This is a genomic window from Aliiroseovarius conchicola, assembly GCF_041403445.1.
GTDB lineage: Bacteria > Pseudomonadota > Alphaproteobacteria > Rhodobacterales > Rhodobacteraceae > Aliiroseovarius > Aliiroseovarius conchicola.
Genome location: NZ_JBGEHL010000012.1, coordinates 1 through 20,671 on the forward strand (window position 1 = coordinate 1; position 20,671 = coordinate 20,671).

Below are 20,671 nucleotides of genomic sequence, written 5' to 3' on the forward strand. Positions count from 1 at the left end.
TGTTTCGAAGGCTGAAAGGATACCGGCGCATCTTCTCAAGGTTCGAAAAGCTGGACGTCATGTACCGCGCTTTCCTGAATTTCGCCCTAATCGTCGATATGATTAAGTGTTAACAGGCCCTAGCTTGTTGAGACGCGCAGTCCATGCCGCAACCCTGTCTGCCTCTTCACGTTCTGCCCGGCGTTTGGCCTCAGTTTCTGTGCGGGCGGCGACTATTCGGGCGGCAGAAATGATCCCCTCAGAAATGCGCGTGGCGTTTTCGGTCGCGGCACGGAGTTCGTCTTGGAAGAGCGCATCGCAATGCTCCCTAAAGGCGGCATTTTCCTCCTCGAATTTGCGACGCTCTGCATCCAAAGTAGCTCGCTCTTCTTCGATCGCTGCCAGGTTTGCCGCCTGTTCTTCTTCCAGATCTTCAAGATGTTGCTTCTTGTGTTTTGGGTCTGGGTACTGAGCTGGCTCAAATGAGGCAAGGGAGTATTCGAGGCCAAGCGGCTTCATTGCGTCGGCATAACACCGGCGTAGACGTTCGAAACTGTTGTATTGGCCGAGCACATTGTTGGACGACCAGCTTAGTGTCTTGGTGCCAATTTCATGTTCCCACTCTTCGCAACGTTGTGCGAATTCATCATCCGTTTCTTCTTTTTTCTTTCGATCCGGCTTTCGCGACTTTTTCAGGTAGGTTGGGCAGATCGCGAGGTGAACATGTGGTGTGGTCTCGTCCCCATTATAGATGGCGGAAACGAGATCATCTCCGAACGTTTCCACGATCCATGTCTTTGTCAGGTCTTTCCAAGCCGCAAGACGTTCGGGGTTTTCATCGCCGGGCGCTTCGCCATTCGGCCGGAAGTATTCCGGTGATGCGCCCAAGATGATGGTGCAGAAAGGGGAGCCGGAGCTGTTCTTGAAGGTCGGTTCAACCACATCTTTCATATAGGTATTTACATCATTCAGAATATGCGCGCCGCTGCCAATCCAGACCTCATTGAGATGTACGCGATCAAGATCGATTGCGGACCAACCATCAGGGTTGCGCTTTGTCTGATGCAGGGTAGCACCTTTTAGGTTGGCCCTTGAGGCCTGACGAAAATTGGTGACGATGGTACCTGTTCCAGCAAGTACGCGCTCCTTCTTCTGGCGGGGGACACGCGCTCCGCGTGGCTGTCTGGTACGTCTCGCCATGTTTCCAACCTCAACAAGAAAGTAGCAAATCAGGGTATCGGAGTTTATTGCTCATAATGAAACTCCGACCAAGTCAAAGTGTCAATGAGGATCATGGGGAACAGCTGCGCAGCCTCCCCCCGACACCCCCAAACAGCGGCAAACAAAGTTTGACTGCTGGTCAGGGCAGGCCCCGACACCTCTGCGTTTCGCGCCGATCCGTGCCAGATCGCAGTTGGCATATAGAGAATATGGAAGGCTAGAAACCACTCACGGTATGTGTCTGCCGGCTGTGAGTCGTTCACACTTCCACCACATAACTTGGATCAAACCCGGTTTCTTCCCCCGGATATCCTCGCTGGTTTATGACAAACCGGATCGACCCGTGATCACCATTGCCGGTCCAATTTTCACCTTCATGCGAATGACCGCAAACCCACGTGTAGATGTCGTAAGCCTTGATTTCCTCCCAAAGATCGCAAGCAAAGCCGTTGTTCATAGCCCGCTTTTGATCGCCGCCGATGGTGCGCCATGGCTCTATGAGCTGTCGCACTGGCAGGTGATGGGTCATGACAATTGTCGGGCCATCGTGGGGTATGCGCAAAGCCTCGATTATCGCGGCCTTGTCTAGGCGGTGGCGCTCCAGCATATCATCAACGGTAAACCGCGTCTTCGGCGCAGTACGGATCGCGCGATAGTCCTGCATGTAGGCAAACACCATTAACCGGGCGAGATACTCGAAGAGTGGATAGAGCGTCAGATCAGTCCAAAGCGTCGCACCGATGATGCGAGTGCCCGCGATTTCTGTCGTCGCGCCATGCAGCACGCGGATATCGAGTCCTTCCGGGCTAAAGGCCTCAAGCTGGCGTTCCTCATCTGCCATCAGCTCTGACCAGACCGAGCCATATGGCTCATGGTTGCCCCAGATCACGACGACAGGGCAGCCGTATTTCCGGGCCGCACATGCAGGAATTTCGAGATGTCGCCCCATCGTATGCGTGTCGCCCGCAATGAGAACCCCGTCCACCGGCGCGGGCAGATCGGGAAGATCAAAGCCTTCCCAGAATTCATCATGCAGGTCGCTCCAGACCAGAAAACGTGCCATGGCTCCTACTTTCGCATGATCGCTGGACAACGCTTTGGGTCGATCCATTGCTTGCCGTCTTTGGGCGCCCCCCACGGGTTGCCAAATTGCTTGTCGGCTGGGACATCATCAATTTCCAGATCACAGGCATTCACAGCACGCCTGGCGCGCTTGTGCTCGGCTTTCTTGAAGGCTTTGTCGCTTGCAGCGGTGGTCATTCCACAGATGGATGTCTTGCGATAGGATCGGGACATCTCAGAACTCCCTCGCATTATGTTCAACATCTGCCCAGTGCTTATTCTGGGGCAGCGATTTGGCCCGTCGTGCGAGATCCTCAAACCGCACGGGCATGTAATCCCAGACATCGACACCTGCGTTGACGCTGTTGCTGGATCCTTTCCAGTTCTTGTGCACATGGCCAAAGATCTGCAGCGCACCACGTCGGGCGCGGTTCCAGGTTATCATGGGATAGTGACACAGGGTGTGCATCTGGTTGTCAGGGCCATCTTTGACCTCGGCCATATGAGAGATGCTGTCCCATGGCAGGGCCAATGTTGGCTCAAGATCGTGATTGCCGACAATCAGGTGCTTCTCCGCGCCGGGCAGTTTGAAGAACAGTTTGGTCAGCCATTCGCGATCCTTTGCCTTCTGTCCAAAGGCGAAGTCACCAACGATCCACAGGGCATCCTTGGGGCCGACCATGGCCCATAGGTTCTGCATCAAAACCGCATCCATGTGGTTTGCTGAACGGAAGGGGCGGTCACAGAACTTGATGATGTTCTCGTGCCCGAAATGTGGGTCTGCGGTATACCAATTGGTCATGTCTTTAACTCCGTCATGTCCGCCCGTTGTGTTTGGTGGCGGCGGCGTCAGAGACAGTGCGAGGATGGGGGATCATCGCGTGGCGAACAGCTCAAAGCCGCCCGCCATTTTTTTGCGGGCGCTAAAATAGGGTGATATCTGCGCATACTTTGATCATGCGGTCCTCATACCGGCTTTGTGCCGGTCTGGCTACGCAAAATCACAGATCCATGTCCGAGGCTTCAACCTCCTCGTCGGTCAGCGCGTCCACAATCTGCCGATCCAATTCTTCGGTGTGCATCCGGCCGAGCTCGTAGTCTTCCAGAGAGAAGTTGATAGAGGTCATGCCGGGCTCGCCACGATAGCTGACCTTGAATATGGCAATGCAGCCCGGTTTGATCAGCTTGTCACGCGGATATTCAAACCGATACTCGACGGTGTTGCGATAGTGCTGAGCTGAGCCGCATAGCTCATATTCAGTGATCAGCTTGCCGCCTGAACGGGTCGTTTCCTCACGCCTGATCGGCCCAAGCGCATCGAGATCAGGAATGAATCCGTCTGTGCTCCAGGCATAGGTCAGCACCATGTCGCGCCCGTTGATCTCGACCCGAGAGGGCGGCCCGTAGGTCTCCTCGATCTGGGCTTTCAACTCCAGCGGTTCTGGCAGTTCATCACTCGGCTGGCGAATGCTGCGATAAATCGCCATGGGACGCTGCTCCATCACATCCGAGGACAGGCGGGCTGTCACCTGATCCTGCGCTGCTTTGGCTAGGCGTCCATTGATGCCGACATCGCCGATCCGGGTGAAGAGCTGATAGGTGAACTCAAACACCGCGCCATCAGGGGATTGAACCCGCAGAACTTCGCTCTCGCTGGTTGGGGCAACGTCGCTGCGTTCGGCGTAGACGGCAAGAACATCATCAAGAGGATCACCCGGCTGCAGACCAAGGATCGCGTAGGGATATGGGCGCTCAGCAGGTGCAGGCATGGCTGTCAGGGTGTCTTCTGCAAAAACAGCGGAAGCAAACGAAAGGCTAAAACCAAGCGCAAATGAAAAGCGGATCATGCAACGGACTTTCTAATATAGGAAAAGGATGAGGTGTCACCTTCAAAGGCTTCAAGGCGCAGGCCTTTCAGAGCCCACTGAACCTCAATGGTCAGTGCAAGCACTTCGGACAAAGCGACTTGCGCTTCGCGACAGCGGGCGTATCCCGGCTGGCCGGAATTGCAGGCCAACATGTAAGTGAAATGTACGACGTCACCATGTAGGATCTGTTCAGCCAATGCTTCGGAAACAGGGAGATCTGAGTGGAATACGGGAAGCGTGCCAAAGGCCTCACGTATCTCTGCAGATTCTACTGCACCGTGACGATGGCCGGTGATCAGGCCAATGATGTGTTCGGGGCAATCAAATTGTTCATTGATGCTCTGTGATGAGAAGCGCGCCTCTATCGAACCTGTTGCGGGCACGACAATCAGATCAGCCTTCGCAAGTGCCATCGAAAGGGCGCCTTCAGGATAGACCTGTGTATCTATGAGAACGATGTCAAAGCCGCGCGTTGCGGCAGCCGCCAGAGAATCTTCCACGCGCTCGTCTGTCGGGCATTCAACCAGCTCCAATTGAGGCGACCGAAACCGGCAAGCCTCCATTGCCGCAATCCATGTTTGCAGTGTGGAAGGGTCCTGACACTTGGGACCCCTACAGACTTGGCTGGTGCAATCCATCACCATCACACGCTGGCCCAAGGCCAGAAATCCCGACGCCAACGCCATAACCGCCGTTGTCCGCCCAGAGCCGCCCCTAGCTGCATGAATGGTGATGGTGTGCATACTGCATGTCCTCAGAGTTGTTTCCAAGGCCAGTATACCACCCCCATTTTGGGGGTAAACCCAAAATGGGGTTAGCGGTTCCGTTGAACCATCAGGCGGAACGAATATTGGCAGGAACTGTGCACACCATCGCCTACAAGCAATTGCTTTCTGAGCTTGTTTCAGCTCGCGCAAGCGTAGGTTTGTCTCAGGCCCAACTGGCTCGGCGCATAGGAAAGCCGGCTTCATATGTGGGTAAATATGAGCTTGGAGAACGGCGTCTCGATGTTATTGAGCTTTTGGTTATCTTGACCGCATTGGAAGTCGATCATAACACCTTCATTTGCAAGCTACGACCAAACTTGCCAGCCATGCTATGAATAGGCGTTTGTACTACTTGATGTTGCGAATGCTCGCGAAATCCAGGATCACAGTATTCGGTTGTCGGAGTTCGAAGCCTACCATGTCGGGGCTTGCATTCGTTTGATACAGGCTTGAAAGAGTTGCAGCATTCATCCGCGCACTGCTTGCTTGATCTGTGATCCGGAAGAATAGGCTCGCAGGTTGCAACCGGTCCAGTCAAGCACCAGAAACCAACAAATCCAATGGAAGATTTGAGGGGACGGCCCTTCTTCTCAACTGCTTGGGTTTTACTGGAAATGAGTGGTTTGAGCGCATTCGCATCGGCTGGAAAACTCCAAGTGTTAACCGTTTGCTTTTGCGTTTTGCCGTCGTGAATAAGGGTCTGAGGCTTGATCCGTCCTCGCATCGCCCAAAACCAGTTCGTGTAAGTGGTCACAAGCTTTGGCGCCACGGTCTCACCCGCCGCTTTTGGTAAGGTGGCCGTCACAGTGCGTAACCCCATTGATTTGCGACGATAATAGTCATACCGCGCACGCATATAGCTATAGGTGGTTGTACGGCGCTGTTCCTCACCCGAGCCGATCCCGCTGTAACGCGTGATCGCATCAACAAACTGTCGCACACCTGGCACCTTGTTGTCGGTGAACCGAGACGATGGCGTGTAGCTGATCCATGTCACACCACCAGACGGATCCTTGATAAGAGGCATCAAGGCAGGATCAGACTGTGGCCGCCTAAACGCAAACAGAAACCGAACCAGAGCCACCGTTGAGAATACCCGGGATCGAGCAAGTCCAGGTTCACGATGAATTTGGGATGGGCTTCGGAAAAGCACTACGTGCCTTTCTCAGGCAAGATCCAAATGTCATCATGGTGGGCGAAATTCGAGACGAGGAGACGGATGAGATCGCCTGCCGCGCTGCACTTGTTGGACGATTGGTGCTCTCTACCCTGCACACAAACTCGCCTGAAGACGCAGAAGCTCGTTTGGTGGATCTCGGCGTTCCGAAATACATTGTCGTGTCTGTTCTACGCGGCGTCCCGGGGCAACGACTTGACGTTGGCGAAGGCGGAGAACGCAGGCTTTCGGCCCGTTTGCATGTACCGGAGCTTTCCCAGAGCTTTCTCTGTATTCGGCACCTCTTGGCCCTTTTTTATCGATCTACTGGAAGGTGTATTGGCGTTTTGCGGGCGTTCTGTCAATTCGGCGAGGCCGAATTTGGTGAGGCGGGCGTCTGGTGGTGGCGCTCAAGAGTCCGACTGTCGATGGTTGTGATTGTTCTTGTTTGCCGCCGGGGTGTATCCATAGACTTTGCCGTTGTTGTTCCACGCGTCTTTGACCAGCATTGTTTAACGTTTACGTAATCAACCTATTCTGTTCCATGGATGCTGATGGCAGACCGGCCATTTTGGACTGGCCGGGTTCCAACAGGCGTAAGCCGGTAGTCTAAGGATTGGGCAAAGTCGTTGAACGTTCGATAATCTTATGTGGTAGAAAGATAGTAGACTTCGTCACTTGGCCGCCCATAAGCGCCAACAACACCTCCATTGCTTTCACGCCGATCGCATACCGAGCCTGGTGCACCGTCGTCAGTTCCGGGCTGAAAATGTGCGAGAAGGAAACATTGTCGAACCCTATCACGGAATAGTCACGAGGGACGTTGTAACCCGCCCCCTCAAGCCCGCGTATCACGCCCATGGCGGATTCGTCATTGGCGCAAAACACGGCTGTCGGCTTGGTGGGTTGGCGCATCAATGCTGTGGCGGCTTCTTTACCGTCCTGAAACTCGAAGCCACCCTGAATTTCACACATATTGCCAGACAACCTGGCGTCCCGCATGGCTCTTTCATATCCTGCACGACGATCATTGGTCAGTTGATTGCCCTCGGGCCCAGTCACATGCGCAATCGAGCTGTGGCCAAGCGAGATCAGATGCTGAGTGGAATCGTAAGCTGCGGCTTCGTTGTCTGTTCCGACATGGGGCAAAGTATACCCGGCAATGCGTTCAGATATCGTCACCATTGGCGTATGTTCGGGCAGCATATCCGCAGGTGGGGCGACGCCGTTCAACAACAGTGCCCCATCCGCGCGCCCATTGCGCAGGTTTTCAAGAATGTTTGTAAACCGTTCGGGCTCATTATTGGTGTTTCCAATCAGAATCGTCAGTTTTTCGTGTGTTGCGATTTTCTCGATTCCAGACAGGATTTCCGAGAAGAACGGGTTAGAGATGTCGGGCAGTATAACCAGCACTGTACCTGACCTGTTTCGACGCAACATTTGGGCGGCTGTGTTGACGCTATAGCCCGTCTGTGTAACCGCGTCGAACACCGCCTTTCTTGTGTTTTCTGTAACAAGTTCAGGTGATTGCAGCGCGCGACTAACAGTTGCCGTCGACACTTTGGCAACGCGGGCAACATCCCTGATGGTCGGTCTTTTGCGAGAAGTTTTTTCCATGGTGCACGGATCGTAGCAGGAGTTTGAGAAATATGTAATGCTTTACATGATCAATGAAAACGATTACAAAAGCCCTCACGCAAATATTCAACGCGTGACCGGGGAGAACTATGAAGCTAGGCGTTAACCTGCTTTGTGTTGGTGGCATGATTGATGGGCAACAGCTCCAAGCCTGCCAGATAGCCGTAGATCATGGCTATGATGGTGTGGAGATACCTGTTCTTGAGGGCACCCCCGACGACTATGGTCAACTGGCAAAAAAGCTTGACGATCTGGCCCTGCAACGGACCTGTACAGCTATTATCCCGCGCGCGGATGCCGATCCGACAAGTGCCGACCGGGAAATTCGTGCACGCGGGATCACGCATCTGAACTGGATTGTGGATTGCGCCTCAGCGCTTGGCGCGGAAATCATCGGGGGCCCGTTTCATGCGCCGATCGGCCGCTTTACCGGCACGGGGCCGACCGAAGATGAATGGCAACGTGGGGCCGAGGCGCATCATAAAATGGCGGAACGCGCGGCCAAACAAGGTATGCGCTTGGCGCTTGAGCCGCTGAACCGCTTCGAAACCCACTTCCTGAACACCGCCGCGCAAGCCCTTCGGTATATCCAGATGATCGACCATCCTGCGTTCGGGATCATGTATGACACTTTCCACGCGCATATCGAAGAAAAGAGCCAACCAGAGGCGATCAATGCGCTGTCAGGGCATATCAATGTGCTTCACGTTTCTGAAAATGATCGGGGCATTCCCGGAACCGGCCAGATTGATTTTGATGCGATTTTCCGCGCGGCAAAGCAGACGGGCTTTGATGGTTGGGTTGTGATGGAGGCGTTTGGCGCAGGTGTTCCCGAACTTGCTGCTGCAATGCGGATTTGGCGACCCATGTTTGAAAGCCATGAAAAACTGTTTCGCGACAGCGCAGCGTTCATCCGAGAAAAATGGGCACGCGCATGACCGAAGAAATCGTTTTTGAGATGCGGGACATCTCCAAAGCATTCCCGGGCATCAAAGCACTAGACTCCGTCAGTTTTGCCGCCCGAGCCGGTGAGGTTCATGCGCTGGTCGGAGAGAACGGTGCCGGCAAGTCAACACTGATGAAGGTGCTATCGGGCGTTTATCAGGCCGATCAGGGCGAGACATTTCTGTTCGGCAAGAAAGTCAAGTTTTCGCACCCGCTTGAAAGTCTCGCCCATGGGGTCGGCGTGATCTATCAGGAGTTCTCCTTGCTACCGGATCGAACCGTGGCAGAGAACATTTTCCTGGGGCGCGAGCCAACGCTGCGTTGGGGCGTGTTGGACTCAAATCGCATGCGACGAGAGACGCAGGATGTGCTCGCCTTGTTTGGCGACCGGCACCAGTTCGAACCAGATACACTGGTCGGCGAACTTGACGTGGCTCAGCAACAGACGGTTGAGATCGCCAAAGCACTATCATTGAATGCGCGCGTTATTGTCATGGATGAACCAACAGCAGCGTTGAACGATACGGAATGCGCGCTGTTATTTCAGTTGGTCGATGATCTGCGCGTGCAAGGCCGGTCCATCGTTTACATCACCCACCGCATGCGCGAGATTCGCAGGCTGGCGGATCGGGTCACGGTCATTAAAGACGGTAAGGTCGCGGCCTCGTTCGATGAGGTGCCTGAAACCGGGAAAATCGTCGAGGCGATGGTGGGGCGAGATATTGGGCACTTTTACCCTGAGCCAGCGAACCCTGACGAGGTGGGTGAAGTGATGTTGGCCGTACGCAACGGTGAAAACGACCGGTTGTTCGACATCAACCTCGACCTGCGTGCAGGCCACATCACCGGATTTGCAGGCGTGCAGGGTGCGGGTCGGACGGCCCTGGCGTTCGCCCTGTTCGGCGCAGAGCCCTTTGTCCGTGGCGATGTTACGATTGACGGGCAGCCTGCCACATTGACCAGCCCTCGGCAGGCGGCAAAAGCTGGTATCGCCATGTTGCCGGGAGATCGGAAAGCGGATGGGTTGGTATTGATGCAGTCGGTGCGTGACAACGGCATGTTGTCTGCGCGCGCGTTTTCGCCCGCGCTTGGGCACCCGGACGAAACGCCGATTTCATCGCTTGATCAGATGGACCGTGCCTTTGATGCGTTTGATCTGCGCGCCGCAAGTTACGACGCCGAAATTCAATCCCTGTCGGGGGGCAATCAGCAAAAAGCCATCGTGGCGCGCTGGCTTTCGCTGAAACCAAAAGTTCTGATTTTTGTCGAGCCAACTCGTGGGATCGACGTCAATACCAAGGCTGGAATTTACGCCCAAATGCGCGAACTCGCGCAAGCGGGTGCTGCTGTCATGGCAATTTCATCGGACCTGCCCGAGGTTCTGGGCATCTCAGATCGTGTGCTGGTGATGAGCGATGGGAAAATCGTTGCGGAATTCGGGCACGGCGCCAGCGAAGCCGAAGTCATGCACGCTGCGACTGAAGCACATTTGGAGCTGGAGGCCTCATGAAGCGCTTTGGACACAAAAACCTGTCGGCTCTTGCGCCATTCCTGTTGTTGTTGGTCGCGATTGCGATCTACGTCACAGTGGCAATCATCACCGATCAAACCCAATACCTGACGGCTGAAAACCTTCTGGGGTTGCTGGGTCGGTCAATTGCCCTGGGGATCACCGCAGTCGGCCAAACCTTCGCCATTTTGATCGCATCAATTGACCTGAGTGTGGCAAATCTGATCTCGGTCTCGGCGGTTTTGGCGTCTGCAATAATGTCCGGCGATCCGGCAATGATGCTGCCTGCTGTTGCCACGGTACTAGTGGTTGGCGTCGTCGTCGGCCTGATCAATGGGCTTGTGATTACCCAGTTCGAGGTCAATCCCCTGATCGCCACCTTGGGAATGGCTTTGGTGTTGCAGGGCCTGCTCAGCGCGGCGTTCAACAACTTTGCCGGTGCCGTTCCCAATGAGTTTCAGACCTTTGCCTATGGGCAGGTCGGCGGCCTGTCAGTCAGCCTGCTGTTCCTTCTTGGTCTGACGATTGCGGCATGGGTTTTCCTGCGATTCACGAAGCCCGGATCGAACATTTATTCCGTTGGCGGCAATCCTGAAGCCGCAAAGCTTGCGGGTATGCGGACAACGCGAGTGGTGATCACGGCACACATCATCTGTTCAGTTTGCGCAACGATTGCCGGGCTCTATCTGGCAAGCCGATTGCAATCCGGCGCCCCTTGGATTGGTCGGGATGGCGTTTACGATCTTGAATCCATCGCGGTGGTGGTGATTGGCGGAACAGCCCTTTCCGGCGGGCGAGGGGGCGTCTGGGGCACGTTGATGGGCGTGATGATTTTCTCGCTGATCGATTCGATTTTCAACCTTGCGGGCGTTGACGCCTTCGCGAAGCAAATCTTGCGCGGGGTTATCATCGTTGCAGCAGTCGCGATCTATGCGATGCGCAGCCGGAGGATCGAAGCGTGATGAACCGGCTTAAACATATAAACCCGGTCTTTCTTGTGTTGTTACTGCTTTTTGTCGCTATCGCGATATTGTCGCCTTATTTCCTGCAACCCGCCGGCTACATGAACTTTTTTAAACGTGCGGCCCCGATAGCGATACTGGCGGTCGGTCAGCTCTATGTCATCAATTCTGGCGGTTTCGATCTGTCGGCGGGCGCTTTGGTAACGCTTACCGTAATTGGCAGTTCGATCCTTCTTGACGGAGATGCCAGTGCGACCTGGTGGGTGATCCTGGTTGTGCTTTCCGCAGGTGTCGTGGTCGGGACAGTAAACGCTCTGGTCGTGTCATGGCTGAAAGTGCCATCAATCATCGCCACACTGGGGATGATGATCACGTTGGGAGGGATCGCCCTAACTTGGTCTGGCGGCGCGCCACGAGGTTACTTGCCCGAAAACTTCCGTTTCTTTGGTCGCTACCTGATAAAAGATCTGCCAGTCATCAAAATATTGCCCGTCGCGGTCATCGTGATGGTGGTGATCTGTGCCGGAATGTGGTGGCTGCTGCACCGCACGAATTATGGCAAGCGACTGGTCGCAATGGGGGACAACCCGAAAGCCGCGATGTTGGCCGGGGTTCCCCTGACGCAAACACGGATCATTGCTTTTGTCATGTCATCGGTTTCTGCCGTTATCGCGGGGATATTGCTTGGCGGCTTTGCAGGCGTCTCGACGGATGTTGGCGTCGGACTTGAGCTGCAAGCCATCACAGCGGCCGTGATCGGTGGCGCTCAGCTGTTGGGAGGGCGCGGGACGGTCGGCGCCACGATTGCGGGCGCACTTGTATTACAAGCCATGTTCACGTTGCTCAATATTCTGGGTTTTCCGAAGCCCATCCGCGATGTGGTGCAGGGGCTAATTCTGATCTCGGCGGTGGTGATCGCCGGATATCGACGACGCCGGTCCGGGGGATAGGCGCCCAAACACACTACAGAGGAGGAAACGAAATGTTTAACAAATTTTCTGCGACAGCCCTAGCGGCGCTAGCGGTGGCACTGCCCGTCCAAGCGCAGAATTTCGACGACCCGGTCGAGTTCGCAAAACAAAACGACATGTTGGCGGCCACTGCCAACGGAGCCGCTGAAACGCCTTGGTTGCAACACTATGGCGACGTCATGGCGGATACGTCCGCGTTCAAGAAAGACGGTCCGCACACGATCTGTTTTTCGAACGCTGGCGTAAACAACCCGTGGCGTGTTGTAGGATGGAACACCATGCAGGCCGAAGTGGATTTGCACGACAACATCGCCGACTTCGTGGTCACCGATGCAGAGGGATCGGACGACAAGCAGATTGCTGACATTGAAGACCTGCTGGCAGGTGGCACATGCGACGCATTGATTGTATCTCCAAACACTACCGCCGCTTTGACGCCAGCCGTTGAAAAGGCCTGCGAGCAACTGCCCGTTATCGTATTCGACCGTGGTGTGAATACCGATTGCCCAGTGACGTTCATCAAACCGGTCGGTGGCTATGGCTTCGGCATTCAATCTGGCGAGTTCATTGCAGCAAACGCGCCCGCTGGTTCGGACGTATTAATGCTGCGGATCTTGCCCGGTGTCGACGTGTTGGAGACCCGCTATTCGGCAGCCAAGCGCATCTTGGAAGAAGCTGGCCTAAACATCGTTGGTGCCGAGTTCACCGACGGCGACCGTGCCAAAACCAAGGCCATTGTCGAAGACTATATTCAACGCGGAAGCCAGTTGGGCGCGGTCTGGATGGACGCGGGCGCAACGTCAGTCGCCGCAATCGAAGCCTTCGAGGATATGGGACTAGATGTGCCGATCGTCACCGGCGAAGATCAGCAGGACTTCTTGCAGAAATGGCAAGAGATCGGGATGAACACCATTGCGCCAACCTACCCGACTTATCAGTGGCGCACGCCAATTCTGGCCGCGCTGAAAATTCTGGACGGCGAAGCGATCCCAGGGCCTGAGTGGAACCTGCCACAACCCGCCATCACAAACGACAATCTTGCAGATTTCGTGAACCCCGCGATGCCACCGCTGCATTACGCAGCGTGCGGCTGTGAAAACATGCCGGACTATCCGGCACGTTGGGGCGGCAAGTAATCGTCTGAACTTGTCGGGGCGTTCTCTGAAGGCCCCGATAAATCACACTTTCATGGGAGAACCATATGCCGGGTGCAATCAAAGGGCCTGCTATTTTCTTGGCGCAGTTCGCTAGCGACGAGGCACCGTTCAACTCTCTTGGTGCGATAACGAAATGGGCAAGCGATCTTGGCTATGAAGGGGTGCAAATCCCTGCGTGGGATGCGCGTTTGTTTGACTTGGACCGCGCAGCCGAAAGCCGCCACTATTGCGATGAGATTTCCGGTATCTGCGCGGACAACAATGTCCAGATCACCGAATTGGCAACCCATCTTCTTGGGCAACTGGTCGCTGTACATCCCGCATATGACAGTCAGTTCGATGCGTTTGCTCCAAAATCTGTTGCAGGAAACCCGGCGGCACGTCAGCAATGGGCGGTCGATCAGATGCTCAAGGCTGCCAAAGCCTCGCGAAATCTGGGATTGGATGTGTCAGCTTCGTTTTCAGGGTCACTGGCTTTCCCCTTTCTGTATCCTTGGCCACAACGCCCCGCCGGTTTGATTGAAGAAGCGTTCACCGAGCTTGCCAAACGATGGCGCCCGATACTCGACCATTACGACGAGCATGGCGTTGATGTCGCGTTCGAGCTTCACCCCGGCGAAGATGTGTTCGATGGTGCGACATTCGAATTGTTCCTGAACGCGTTGAATGATCACAAACGCTGCACCATCAATTACGATCCATCCCATTTTTTGCTGCAGCAGATGGATTATCTGGGGTTCATAGACTTGTACCACGAACGGATCTCCGCCTTTCACGTGAAAGACGCCGAGTTCAATCCAGATGCTCGGCAGGGCGTGTATTCGGGATATCAACCTTGGCTGAACCGGGCAGGCCGCTTCCGTTCCCTAGGCGACGGACAGGTCGATTTCCGAGGCATTTTCTCGCGCCTCGCAACATATGGTTATCAGGGTTGGGCGGTGTTGGAATGGGAATGCTGTCTGAAGCATCCGGAAACCGGAGCTGCCGAAGGCGCGCCTTTCATTCGCGACCACATCATTCACGTCACGGACAAAGCCTTTGACGATTTTGCAGGCGGTGACAACGACCCGGCGCAGTTGAAATCTATGTTGGGAATTTCGCGATGACTGGCGGATATCGTCCCCCCATTCGTTGGGGCATGGTCGGCGGTGGCGAGGGGGCCTTTATTGGTGGCGTGCACCGCATTGCCGCGCGACTGGACGGACAATTCAATCTCGTGGCCGGGGCTTTTTCGTCAGAATCTGAACGAGCAAAAAGATCAGGGGCGGCGCTGGGCGTCGCCGAGGACAGAAACTATGGAAGCTTTGAAGAAATGGCTCGCAAGGAAGCATCCCGTTCCGACGGCATCCAAGCCGTTTCAATCGTTACCCCGAACCATATGCACCTTCCTGTCGCCAGCGCTTTCCTTCGTGCAGGTATCCACGTGATTTGTGACAAACCGCTGACGACCTCAGTCCACGCAGCGCGTGAATTTCAAGACAAACACAAACACGCTGATGCCCTATTCGTGCTGACCCATAACTATCCCGGCACGCCGATGGTGCGGCAGGCCCGCGAAATGGTATCGCAAGGAGCGCTTGGCACGCTGCGCCATGTACAGGTGGAATATGCACAAGACTGGCTGACAGAGCCAGCGAACAGCGACAACAAACAGGCTGCATGGCGCACCGATACCTCTAAATCCGGGGCGGCAGGTGCGTTGGGGGATATTGGAACACACGCCTATCAGCTGGCCTGCTTTGTCACCGGACAGCGCGCCAATCAGGTGGCGGCTGATCTGACCTCATTCGTGCCGGACCGACCTGTCGATGATAATGCCTCGGTCCTTCTGAGGTTTGATAGCGGTGCGAAAGGCATTCTTTGGGCAAGCCAGGTTGCTCCGGGCAACGAAAACGCCCTGTCGATCCGTGTGTATGGTGACAAAGGTGGATTGGAATGGCGTCAGGAAGATCCAAACCGACTGTACTTCACGCCCTTCGGTGAGCCCAAACAAGTTTTGACACGGGGCGGAGGCGGAGCAACCGTTGCCGCAACCTCGGCAACCCGTCTGCCGGGTGGCCATCCAGAAGGCTATCTTGAGGCATTTGCGACGATCTATTCCGATATTGCCGATGAAATACGGCTGCATCGCAGCGGCCCAAGTCTGAGCGAACACTCGTTGCTTGTTAGTCTAGAGGAAGGCGTGCATGGGATGGCGTTTGTGGATGCTTGTTTGCGGTCCCCCACCACAAGCGGCTTGTGGGTCAAAGTCTAGTTGTCCGTTAAGCCGTTCAACGATGCGGTCCGCAAGCTCTCAGGAGTGGTGTTCAAGCGGCGAAGATATGGAATGTCTACACCCGTAAACTAGGGCTTGAATTCTTGCCGTGTACCAACGAATGGCCGCTTTCGAAGCAGCAGTGCGTGGTTCGACAGCCGATCCCCTAACTTCGTAACGAACCAATGGTCGGAATGCTTGGTCACCATAGAACCGTCACCAGGTCGATAGTGAAATGCGCGGATAGGCTCCTTGCACGACATCGGGTGAAAACGGTATCTGCACACCATTGATCTGATTGAAAGACCTGAAAACCTCGTGCCATGCTCGTAGCTAGACGCCAGATTCACCACTGGCCAATCACTGCCAAACAGAACACGGCTGGGGCCAAATTGCCTACAAACATGCGCGAGATACGGCTTCAAGTCTTCGGGCGCCCATCCCTCGCGGGCTTCCGTGGCCAGTCCTGACATCTTACAAAACACGTTTGGAAAGTCGGCAAGCTCAATCATTTGCGAGGCCCAGGGCTCGAACGCATCGTTACGGATCTCTGGTTTGGCGCAGTGGTCAATTACAACCCTCAGTTCGGGATAGCGGGTCAGGAATGCTTTCAGGTGATGAAGATGGCGCGGTGTGACCAGCGCATCGAAAGTCAAATCATTGGCGACCATGGCGTCAATCGCAGGACGCAATGTGTCGCGCAACATCCAAGCTTCGTCCTCGATGTCCTGAATCATTGGCCGCAGACCGACAAGTTTGGGGTGCCGCGCCAATCTCTCGATACTGGCGACAGCGGATTGCGCTTCCAGATCGACCCAACCGACGACGCTGACAATCCATTCATAACGATCCGCAAGTGTCAGCAGATAGTCGGTCTCGGCTTCGCTATCGGCCGCTTGAACGGCGATTGTTGCGTCAATGCCGCAAGCCTTCAGTATGGGTTCAAGGTCTTCTGGCAGGAAATCTCGATAGAGTGGCGTAAGGTCCGGTGTTAACCAGCCATAGTCACCACGATCAAGTTTCCAGAAATGTTGGTGGGTGTCGATCATCATGAGGTGACCTCGACAAAAGGGACTGTGGATGGAACCGGGGCATCGGGATGCAGCAGGTTCCGGTTCTTAAGCTCGTGCCAGAACTCTGTAGGAATGGTTTGCGTGACCCAGTTTATCGTGTCTGCAAGCTCTTTCAGGTTGCGTAATCCCGGGATGACGGAACAGACCTGTTCGTGCCCCAATGGAAACTGAAGCGCAGCCGCGGGAAGTGGGACGTCAAAGCTCTTGCAGATGTCCGAAAGCTCTCGGACGCGTTTCAGTATATGGTTAGGGACCGCGCCATAGTTCCAGGTGTCGCCGCCGACCAAACCGTTCTGACTCTTGCTGGGAGAACAAAAACTTAATGCCGCCACACAAATTCGGCTGTGCCTCCACAAGATGATCTTTGGAAGTTGCGCACTTTGCCAATTCGCTTTCCGCCTCAGGTTGTTGACAATTGTGACCACATCATGCCCCATGATCTCATCAACTATTTTGGCCGTATTTTGACGGTAGTGGAGGTTAACATGGAACAATTGATTGCTCAGATCGTAGGTGGTGCTATTGGCGGATCCGGGGGCGGAAAACTCGTCTCCGGCTCTAACATGGGTGGTCTTGGCAACCTTTTGGCCGGTGCGGTCGGAGGTGTCGGAGGCGGCCAGCTTTTGGGGGGCCTTTTGGGCGCAGCTGGAGGTGATGCGTCAACCGGAATGGATCTGGGCGCGATTGCCGGAAATCTTGTCGGCGGCGGCGTGGCTGGCATGGTCGTTCAGGTTGTCGTTGGAATGGTGGTGAAGAAGCTTCGTGGCTGAGTTTCACGTCTTGAAGGTCGCCATCAACTCGCGCAGGTTGGCGACCTTCATACGCTGATAAGCCTTCTTTCTGTGTGTGATCACGGTTGTTTCCGCAATGCCAAGCCGCGCGGCGATTTCATTGGCAGTGCGCCCCTTGATCGTCATCGCGGCGACCTCGCGTTCGCGATCTGTCAGTTCGGGATAGTTCAGCGCCAGCCGGACCTGAACATCATTTTCCTTCCACACCGTTTCTTTCAAGGTAAAGGCCACATGGCGTTCGGTCGCGCTGAGCATGAGGCCGAGCAACGCGGCCAGGCGGTCATATGAGCTTTCGGAAAATGGCTGGTTTTCTACCGCGCGATATAGGCTTACAGACAGGCCGTAGTCTGGTCGTCGCCGGATCAGCGAGAGGCGGGCGGCAATGCCCGGCTGTTCGTAGCAATCGCGCCGATATGGGAACGAGGTGATGCTGTCCGCAGTTTGTGCCGTCAAAAAATCCCCGGGATTTTCGGGCGAGGTCAACAAGGTCGCATTGCGGTCGGACGCAACGTGGCGCTCGTAATTCTTCGCCGCAAGTTCGGCCCGGCGGTTTCCCAACACGGACGCGGTTCCGATCAGCAAAGGCGTATCACGGTCCCCCATGCAGAAGACGGAAATCAGATCCGCATCTGCGGTGGATTTTCCGAACGCCATAAGAGCATCCAAAAAATCCTGATGACCGATGCAATCCAGCAGCGTCACAACCGCCGAGGTTGGAATCTCGGTGGTTGACACAGCATTGGTGATCTCTTTTTCCATCAACATGCGTTCAGTTTAACGTCAAACATGTCCGGGTTTCACTCGGCAAATGCCTTCTCAATGACGAACTGTCCCGGTTCGGAGTTTGATCCTTCGACAAAGCCGCGATCCTCGCAACAGGATTTCAACATTTGCAGCATTGCCATTGAACCACATATCATCACCCGATCCGTGTCGGGTGTCAGATCGCCACCGGCAAATTCCGCAAATCGCCCGTCTTTGATCCAATCGGTGATCCGGCCCGTGTTCGCAAACGGTTCACGCGTTGCAGAGGGCAGATGGTGTAGTTTGTTCAGCGCCATTTCGCCCAGAAATTCATGGTCATGAACCGATTGCACAAGATCAATTCCATATTGTAGTTCTGCAACTTCCCGGCAGGTGTGAAGCAGGAAAACCTCGTCGAACTTCTCATAAACCTCGGGATCACGGATGATGCTGGCGAAAGGGGCGATCCCTGTGCCGGTTGAGAGCAGAAAGAGCCTCTTTGCAGGCAGCAACGCATCAAACACAAGTGTGCCAACTGGTTTAGAACGCATCAGAATATGATCGCCAACCTTGATGTTCTGAAGGCGCGAGGTGAGCGGGCCGTCAGGCACTTTTATCGAATAGAATTCCAGATGATCCTCCCAGTTTGGCGAAGCGATGGAATAGGCGCGGACGAGCGGTTTTCCATCGACACGCAGGCCTATCATCACAAATTCTCCTGAGCGGAAACGGAATGAAGCCGGGCGCTCGGTTTTGAATGAGAAAAGCCTGTCTGTATAGTGCTTTACCTCTGTCACTTTGACTGCGTTAAAGCCTTTGGGTGGGTTCTGTGGATCAAGGTCCAACCCCGATAAATCATTCATTTTAAGTTTCCATTTTTACATCACGCGCTTTCACAATGAGCGATGAAGTTGTTTTCTCAATCCTCACCAATGAGGAATGCTAGCTGTTGCGAGAATCCTTAACCTCTGGGTGGAAAAGGAGACTCAGATGGTCGAAGAATTATTCCAGGATGTGATCCGCAAGCGCAGAAGCGTACGCAAATTCGAAGCCGGCAAGGTCGTTGATCGAAGCGCACTTGAACGCATCGTCGATTGCGGACGCTGGGCGCCTTCGGGGGCAAATACTCAGTGCTTTGAATTCCTTGTGATCGACAAGCCCGAATTGCGCGATAGTGTCACTGAGGTTTTTCTGCGTCAGGCTCAACGATTGGTGGACCACGCAAAAGGTTTCCCGGCTGTCAAAAAAACCTATCTGGCGAACACGGTTGCCATTGTGATTGTCTTGGGTGATCCGCGCTGGAAAGTTTGTTTTCCCCAACCTACCTCCGATGGCTGGGAAGAAGAATATCGCGACAACAACGAAGCCATCTACCTTTGTTCACTAGGGGCAGCCATTCAGAACATCCAGCTTGGCGTTGCAGCAGAAGGGCTGACCTCTGCTTGGCTCTCGGGTGGAGGTGAAGACATCACCAACAAAGAGCTCTCGGACCTGTTGGGGTACCCTGAGTGGATGAAAGCCTATGGGACCATCCCAATTGGAGTGCCCGCGGCCAGTCAGGACCGCCGTTATCGCCGTCCCTTATCGCAATGCCTGCACTGGAACGGCTATCAGCCCAGTCAGTTCCGGACGCATGAACAGGTAGATTTCTTCGAAAGTACATTGCGGCCTTTTGTCATGTACCGCGATCAGGAACGCCTTCAGGACTGGGACGACCGTGCCGAAAAACTTGGGGATTGGGATGCCGCGTTCACAAGTGGTGCACCAAACCCGACAGGAACACTTCAGCCAGAGGCTAACTTTTCCAAACCGCGCACGGTTGGTCAGGCGACAAAACGAAGACAACAAGACTAAGGAGATCGCGCATGTTTGCACGTGAGAATATCGAGTATGAACCGGTCGATCTGCCCGACCGGGTGTCGTTGACAGATGAAGAGATGCTGATTGAGGCGCAGGCCTTTTATGACAAGATGAAGCGCCGTCACACGGTGCGCGATTACACCGACCGGCCGATCGCGCGCGAGGTGATTGAAGACTGCATCCGAACCGCCGGAACTGCGCCCTCCGGCGCCAATCACCAGCCATGGCACTTCGTCGCGGTCTCGGACCCGGCCTTCAAGAAACGCATCCGGGATGCAGCCGAAGAAGAGGAGCGTCGGTTCTATGATGGTGGTGCCGGGGACGAATGGCTGAAGGCGCTGGAGCCGATTGGCACCAACGATCACAAGCCACATTTGGAAGATGCTCCATGGTTAATCGTGGTTTTTGCTCAGAAATGGGGAGAGTTTGATGATGGTGCCCGCTTTAAGAACTATTATGTCCCGGAAAGCACCGGGATAGCTTGTGGGTTTTTGTTAGCTGCGCTGCATCACGCTGGACTGGTATCGCTTACGCATACACCCAACCCGATGAAGTTTCTCAATGAAATGCTCGGTCGCCCTGCCTCGGAGAAGCCAATTATGATCGTGGCCGTAGGGCACCCGTCAGAGGACGCAAAAGTTCCTGCCGTCGCGAAAATAAAGAAGCCGTTGTCCGAAATACTGACGGTGGCTGAATAGATCCTCCTGATGTGT

General features: G+C 54.8%; 24 protein-coding genes and 1 pseudogene. 13 read left to right on the plus strand and 12 right to left on the minus strand.

Going from position 1 to position 20,671, the window contains the following annotated elements; genetic code table 11:
* Positions 1–113, plus strand: a pseudogene (locus V6N04_RS15675) (IS5-like element ISCARN85 family transposase); the annotation flags it as partial.
* On the opposite strand, the gene V6N04_RS15680 reads toward V6N04_RS15675, so the two are convergent.
* The 6 genes from V6N04_RS15680 to V6N04_RS15705 form a co-directional block, all read right to left on the minus strand.
* The gene (locus tag V6N04_RS15680) at positions 103–1,179 is read right to left on the minus strand and encodes a plasmid recombination protein (protein WP_371171139.1); all 1,077 of its coding nucleotides are present in this window, start codon (positions 1,177–1,179) and stop codon (positions 103–105) included. The pseudogene V6N04_RS15675 and the gene V6N04_RS15680 overlap by 11 nt on opposite strands.
* Positions 1,180–1,459: 280 nt before the next feature.
* Positions 1,460–2,263 (minus strand): metallophosphoesterase, encoded by an 804-nt coding sequence (locus V6N04_RS15685; RefSeq protein ID WP_371171140.1) that lies wholly within the window; start codon positions 2,261–2,263, stop codon positions 1,460–1,462.
* Positions 2,264–2,268: 5 nt separating this feature from the next.
* Positions 2,269–2,496, minus strand: coding sequence for a hypothetical protein (locus tag V6N04_RS15690; RefSeq protein WP_371171141.1), 228 nt, complete (start codon positions 2,494–2,496; stop codon positions 2,269–2,271).
* 1 nt (position 2,497) lies between these two features.
* Complete coding sequence (locus tag V6N04_RS15695; RefSeq protein WP_371171142.1) at positions 2,498–3,064, minus strand: metallophosphoesterase; 567 nt, start codon at positions 3,062–3,064, stop codon at positions 2,498–2,500.
* Between the two features lie 199 nt (positions 3,065–3,263).
* Complete coding sequence (locus tag V6N04_RS15700) at positions 3,264–4,109, minus strand: hypothetical protein (protein ID WP_371171143.1); 846 nt, start codon at positions 4,107–4,109, stop codon at positions 3,264–3,266.
* On the minus strand, positions 4,106–4,873 hold the full coding sequence (locus V6N04_RS15705; RefSeq protein ID WP_371171144.1) for a ParA family protein: 768 nt from the start codon (positions 4,871–4,873) through the stop codon (positions 4,106–4,108). Before V6N04_RS15705 ends, V6N04_RS15700 begins: the two co-directional genes overlap by 4 nt.
* Before the next feature lie 65 nt (positions 4,874–4,938).
* Here V6N04_RS15705 and V6N04_RS15710 point away from each other — a divergent pair, with 65 nt between their 5' ends.
* Positions 4,939–5,232 carry a helix-turn-helix domain-containing protein gene (locus V6N04_RS15710; protein ID WP_371171212.1) on the plus strand — a complete coding sequence of 98 codons (294 nt, stop codon included), beginning with the start codon at positions 4,939–4,941 and terminating at the stop codon, positions 5,230–5,232.
* Here V6N04_RS15710 and V6N04_RS15715 read toward each other — a convergent pair.
* A complete protein-coding gene (locus V6N04_RS15715) occupies positions 5,181–5,927 on the minus strand; it encodes a hypothetical protein (protein WP_371171145.1) in 747 nt (248 codons plus the stop codon). The genes V6N04_RS15710 and V6N04_RS15715 overlap by 52 nt on opposite strands.
* Before the next feature lie 56 nt (positions 5,928–5,983).
* Here V6N04_RS15715 and V6N04_RS15720 point away from each other — a divergent pair, with 56 nt between their 5' ends.
* Positions 5,984–6,580 (plus strand): ATPase, T2SS/T4P/T4SS family, encoded by a 597-nt coding sequence (locus V6N04_RS15720; RefSeq protein ID WP_371171146.1) that lies wholly within the window; start codon positions 5,984–5,986, stop codon positions 6,578–6,580.
* An 82-nt stretch (positions 6,581–6,662) separates the two neighbouring features.
* Here V6N04_RS15720 and V6N04_RS15725 read toward each other — a convergent pair whose 3' ends face one another.
* A complete protein-coding gene (locus V6N04_RS15725) occupies positions 6,663–7,670 on the minus strand; it encodes a LacI family DNA-binding transcriptional regulator (RefSeq protein ID WP_371171147.1) in 1,008 nt (335 codons plus the stop codon).
* Between the two features lie 110 nt (positions 7,671–7,780).
* On the opposite strand from V6N04_RS15725, the gene V6N04_RS15730 reads away from it, so the two are divergent.
* From V6N04_RS15730 to V6N04_RS15760, 7 genes are all read left to right on the plus strand, one after another.
* Positions 7,781–8,629, plus strand: coding sequence for a sugar phosphate isomerase/epimerase family protein (locus V6N04_RS15730; RefSeq protein WP_371171148.1), 849 nt, complete (start codon positions 7,781–7,783; stop codon positions 8,627–8,629).
* Positions 8,626–10,146: a sugar ABC transporter ATP-binding protein gene (locus V6N04_RS15735; RefSeq protein ID WP_371171149.1), complete on the plus strand. Its 1,521-nt coding sequence runs from the start codon at positions 8,626–8,628 to the stop codon at positions 10,144–10,146. The genes V6N04_RS15730 and V6N04_RS15735 overlap by 4 nt, the downstream gene beginning before the upstream one ends.
* Positions 10,143–11,108, plus strand: a complete 966-nt coding sequence (locus tag V6N04_RS15740) for an ABC transporter permease (RefSeq protein WP_371171150.1) — start codon at positions 10,143–10,145, stop codon at positions 11,106–11,108. The genes V6N04_RS15735 and V6N04_RS15740 overlap by 4 nt, the downstream gene beginning before the upstream one ends.
* On the plus strand, positions 11,108–12,058 hold the full coding sequence (locus V6N04_RS15745) for an ABC transporter permease (RefSeq protein ID WP_371171151.1): 951 nt from the start codon (positions 11,108–11,110) through the stop codon (positions 12,056–12,058). The genes V6N04_RS15740 and V6N04_RS15745 overlap by 1 nt, the downstream gene beginning before the upstream one ends.
* A 32-nt stretch (positions 12,059–12,090) precedes the next feature.
* Positions 12,091–13,215 carry a substrate-binding domain-containing protein gene (locus V6N04_RS15750; protein WP_371171152.1) on the plus strand — a complete coding sequence of 375 codons (1,125 nt, stop codon included), beginning with the start codon at positions 12,091–12,093 and terminating at the stop codon, positions 13,213–13,215.
* Between the two features lie 65 nt (positions 13,216–13,280).
* On the plus strand, positions 13,281–14,342 hold the full coding sequence (locus V6N04_RS15755) for a sugar phosphate isomerase/epimerase family protein (protein WP_371171153.1): 1,062 nt from the start codon (positions 13,281–13,283) through the stop codon (positions 14,340–14,342).
* Positions 14,339–15,490 (plus strand): Gfo/Idh/MocA family protein, encoded by a 1,152-nt coding sequence (locus V6N04_RS15760; protein WP_371171154.1) that lies wholly within the window; start codon positions 14,339–14,341, stop codon positions 15,488–15,490. Before V6N04_RS15755 ends, V6N04_RS15760 begins: the two co-directional genes overlap by 4 nt.
* An 89-nt stretch (positions 15,491–15,579) precedes the next feature.
* Here V6N04_RS15760 and V6N04_RS15765 read toward each other — a convergent pair whose 3' ends face one another.
* Together V6N04_RS15765 and V6N04_RS15770 are read right to left on the minus strand one after the other, a co-directional pair.
* On the minus strand, positions 15,580–16,542 hold the full coding sequence (locus V6N04_RS15765; RefSeq protein ID WP_371171155.1) for an amidohydrolase family protein: 963 nt from the start codon (positions 16,540–16,542) through the stop codon (positions 15,580–15,582).
* A complete protein-coding gene (locus V6N04_RS15770; RefSeq protein ID WP_371171156.1) occupies positions 16,539–16,850 on the minus strand; it encodes an aldo/keto reductase in 312 nt (103 codons plus the stop codon). Before V6N04_RS15770 ends, V6N04_RS15765 begins: the two co-directional genes overlap by 4 nt.
* A gap of 198 nt (positions 16,851–17,048) precedes the next feature.
* Here V6N04_RS15770 and V6N04_RS15775 point away from each other — a divergent pair, with 198 nt between their 5' ends.
* Positions 17,049–17,333: a hypothetical protein gene (locus V6N04_RS15775; RefSeq protein WP_371171157.1), complete on the plus strand. Its 285-nt coding sequence runs from the start codon at positions 17,049–17,051 to the stop codon at positions 17,331–17,333.
* 3 nt (positions 17,334–17,336) lie between these two features.
* On the opposite strand, the gene V6N04_RS15780 is transcribed toward V6N04_RS15775, so the two are convergent.
* Together V6N04_RS15780 and V6N04_RS15785 are read right to left on the minus strand one after the other, a co-directional pair.
* Complete coding sequence (locus tag V6N04_RS15780) at positions 17,337–18,113, minus strand: helix-turn-helix domain-containing protein (protein ID WP_371171158.1); 777 nt, start codon at positions 18,111–18,113, stop codon at positions 17,337–17,339.
* 38 nt (positions 18,114–18,151) lie between these two features.
* A complete protein-coding gene (locus tag V6N04_RS15785) occupies positions 18,152–18,961 on the minus strand; it encodes a ferredoxin--NADP reductase (RefSeq protein WP_371171159.1) in 810 nt (269 codons plus the stop codon).
* 127 nt (positions 18,962–19,088) lie between these two features.
* On the opposite strand from V6N04_RS15785, the gene V6N04_RS15790 reads away from it, so the two are divergent.
* Together V6N04_RS15790 and V6N04_RS15795 are read left to right on the plus strand one after the other, a co-directional pair.
* Positions 19,089–19,952 (plus strand): nitroreductase family protein, encoded by an 864-nt coding sequence (locus V6N04_RS15790; RefSeq protein ID WP_371171160.1) that lies wholly within the window; start codon positions 19,089–19,091, stop codon positions 19,950–19,952.
* A gap of 11 nt (positions 19,953–19,963) precedes the next feature.
* Complete coding sequence (locus V6N04_RS15795) at positions 19,964–20,656, plus strand: nitroreductase family protein (RefSeq protein ID WP_371171161.1); 693 nt, start codon at positions 19,964–19,966, stop codon at positions 20,654–20,656.
* Positions 20,657–20,671: the final 15 nt, after the last annotated feature.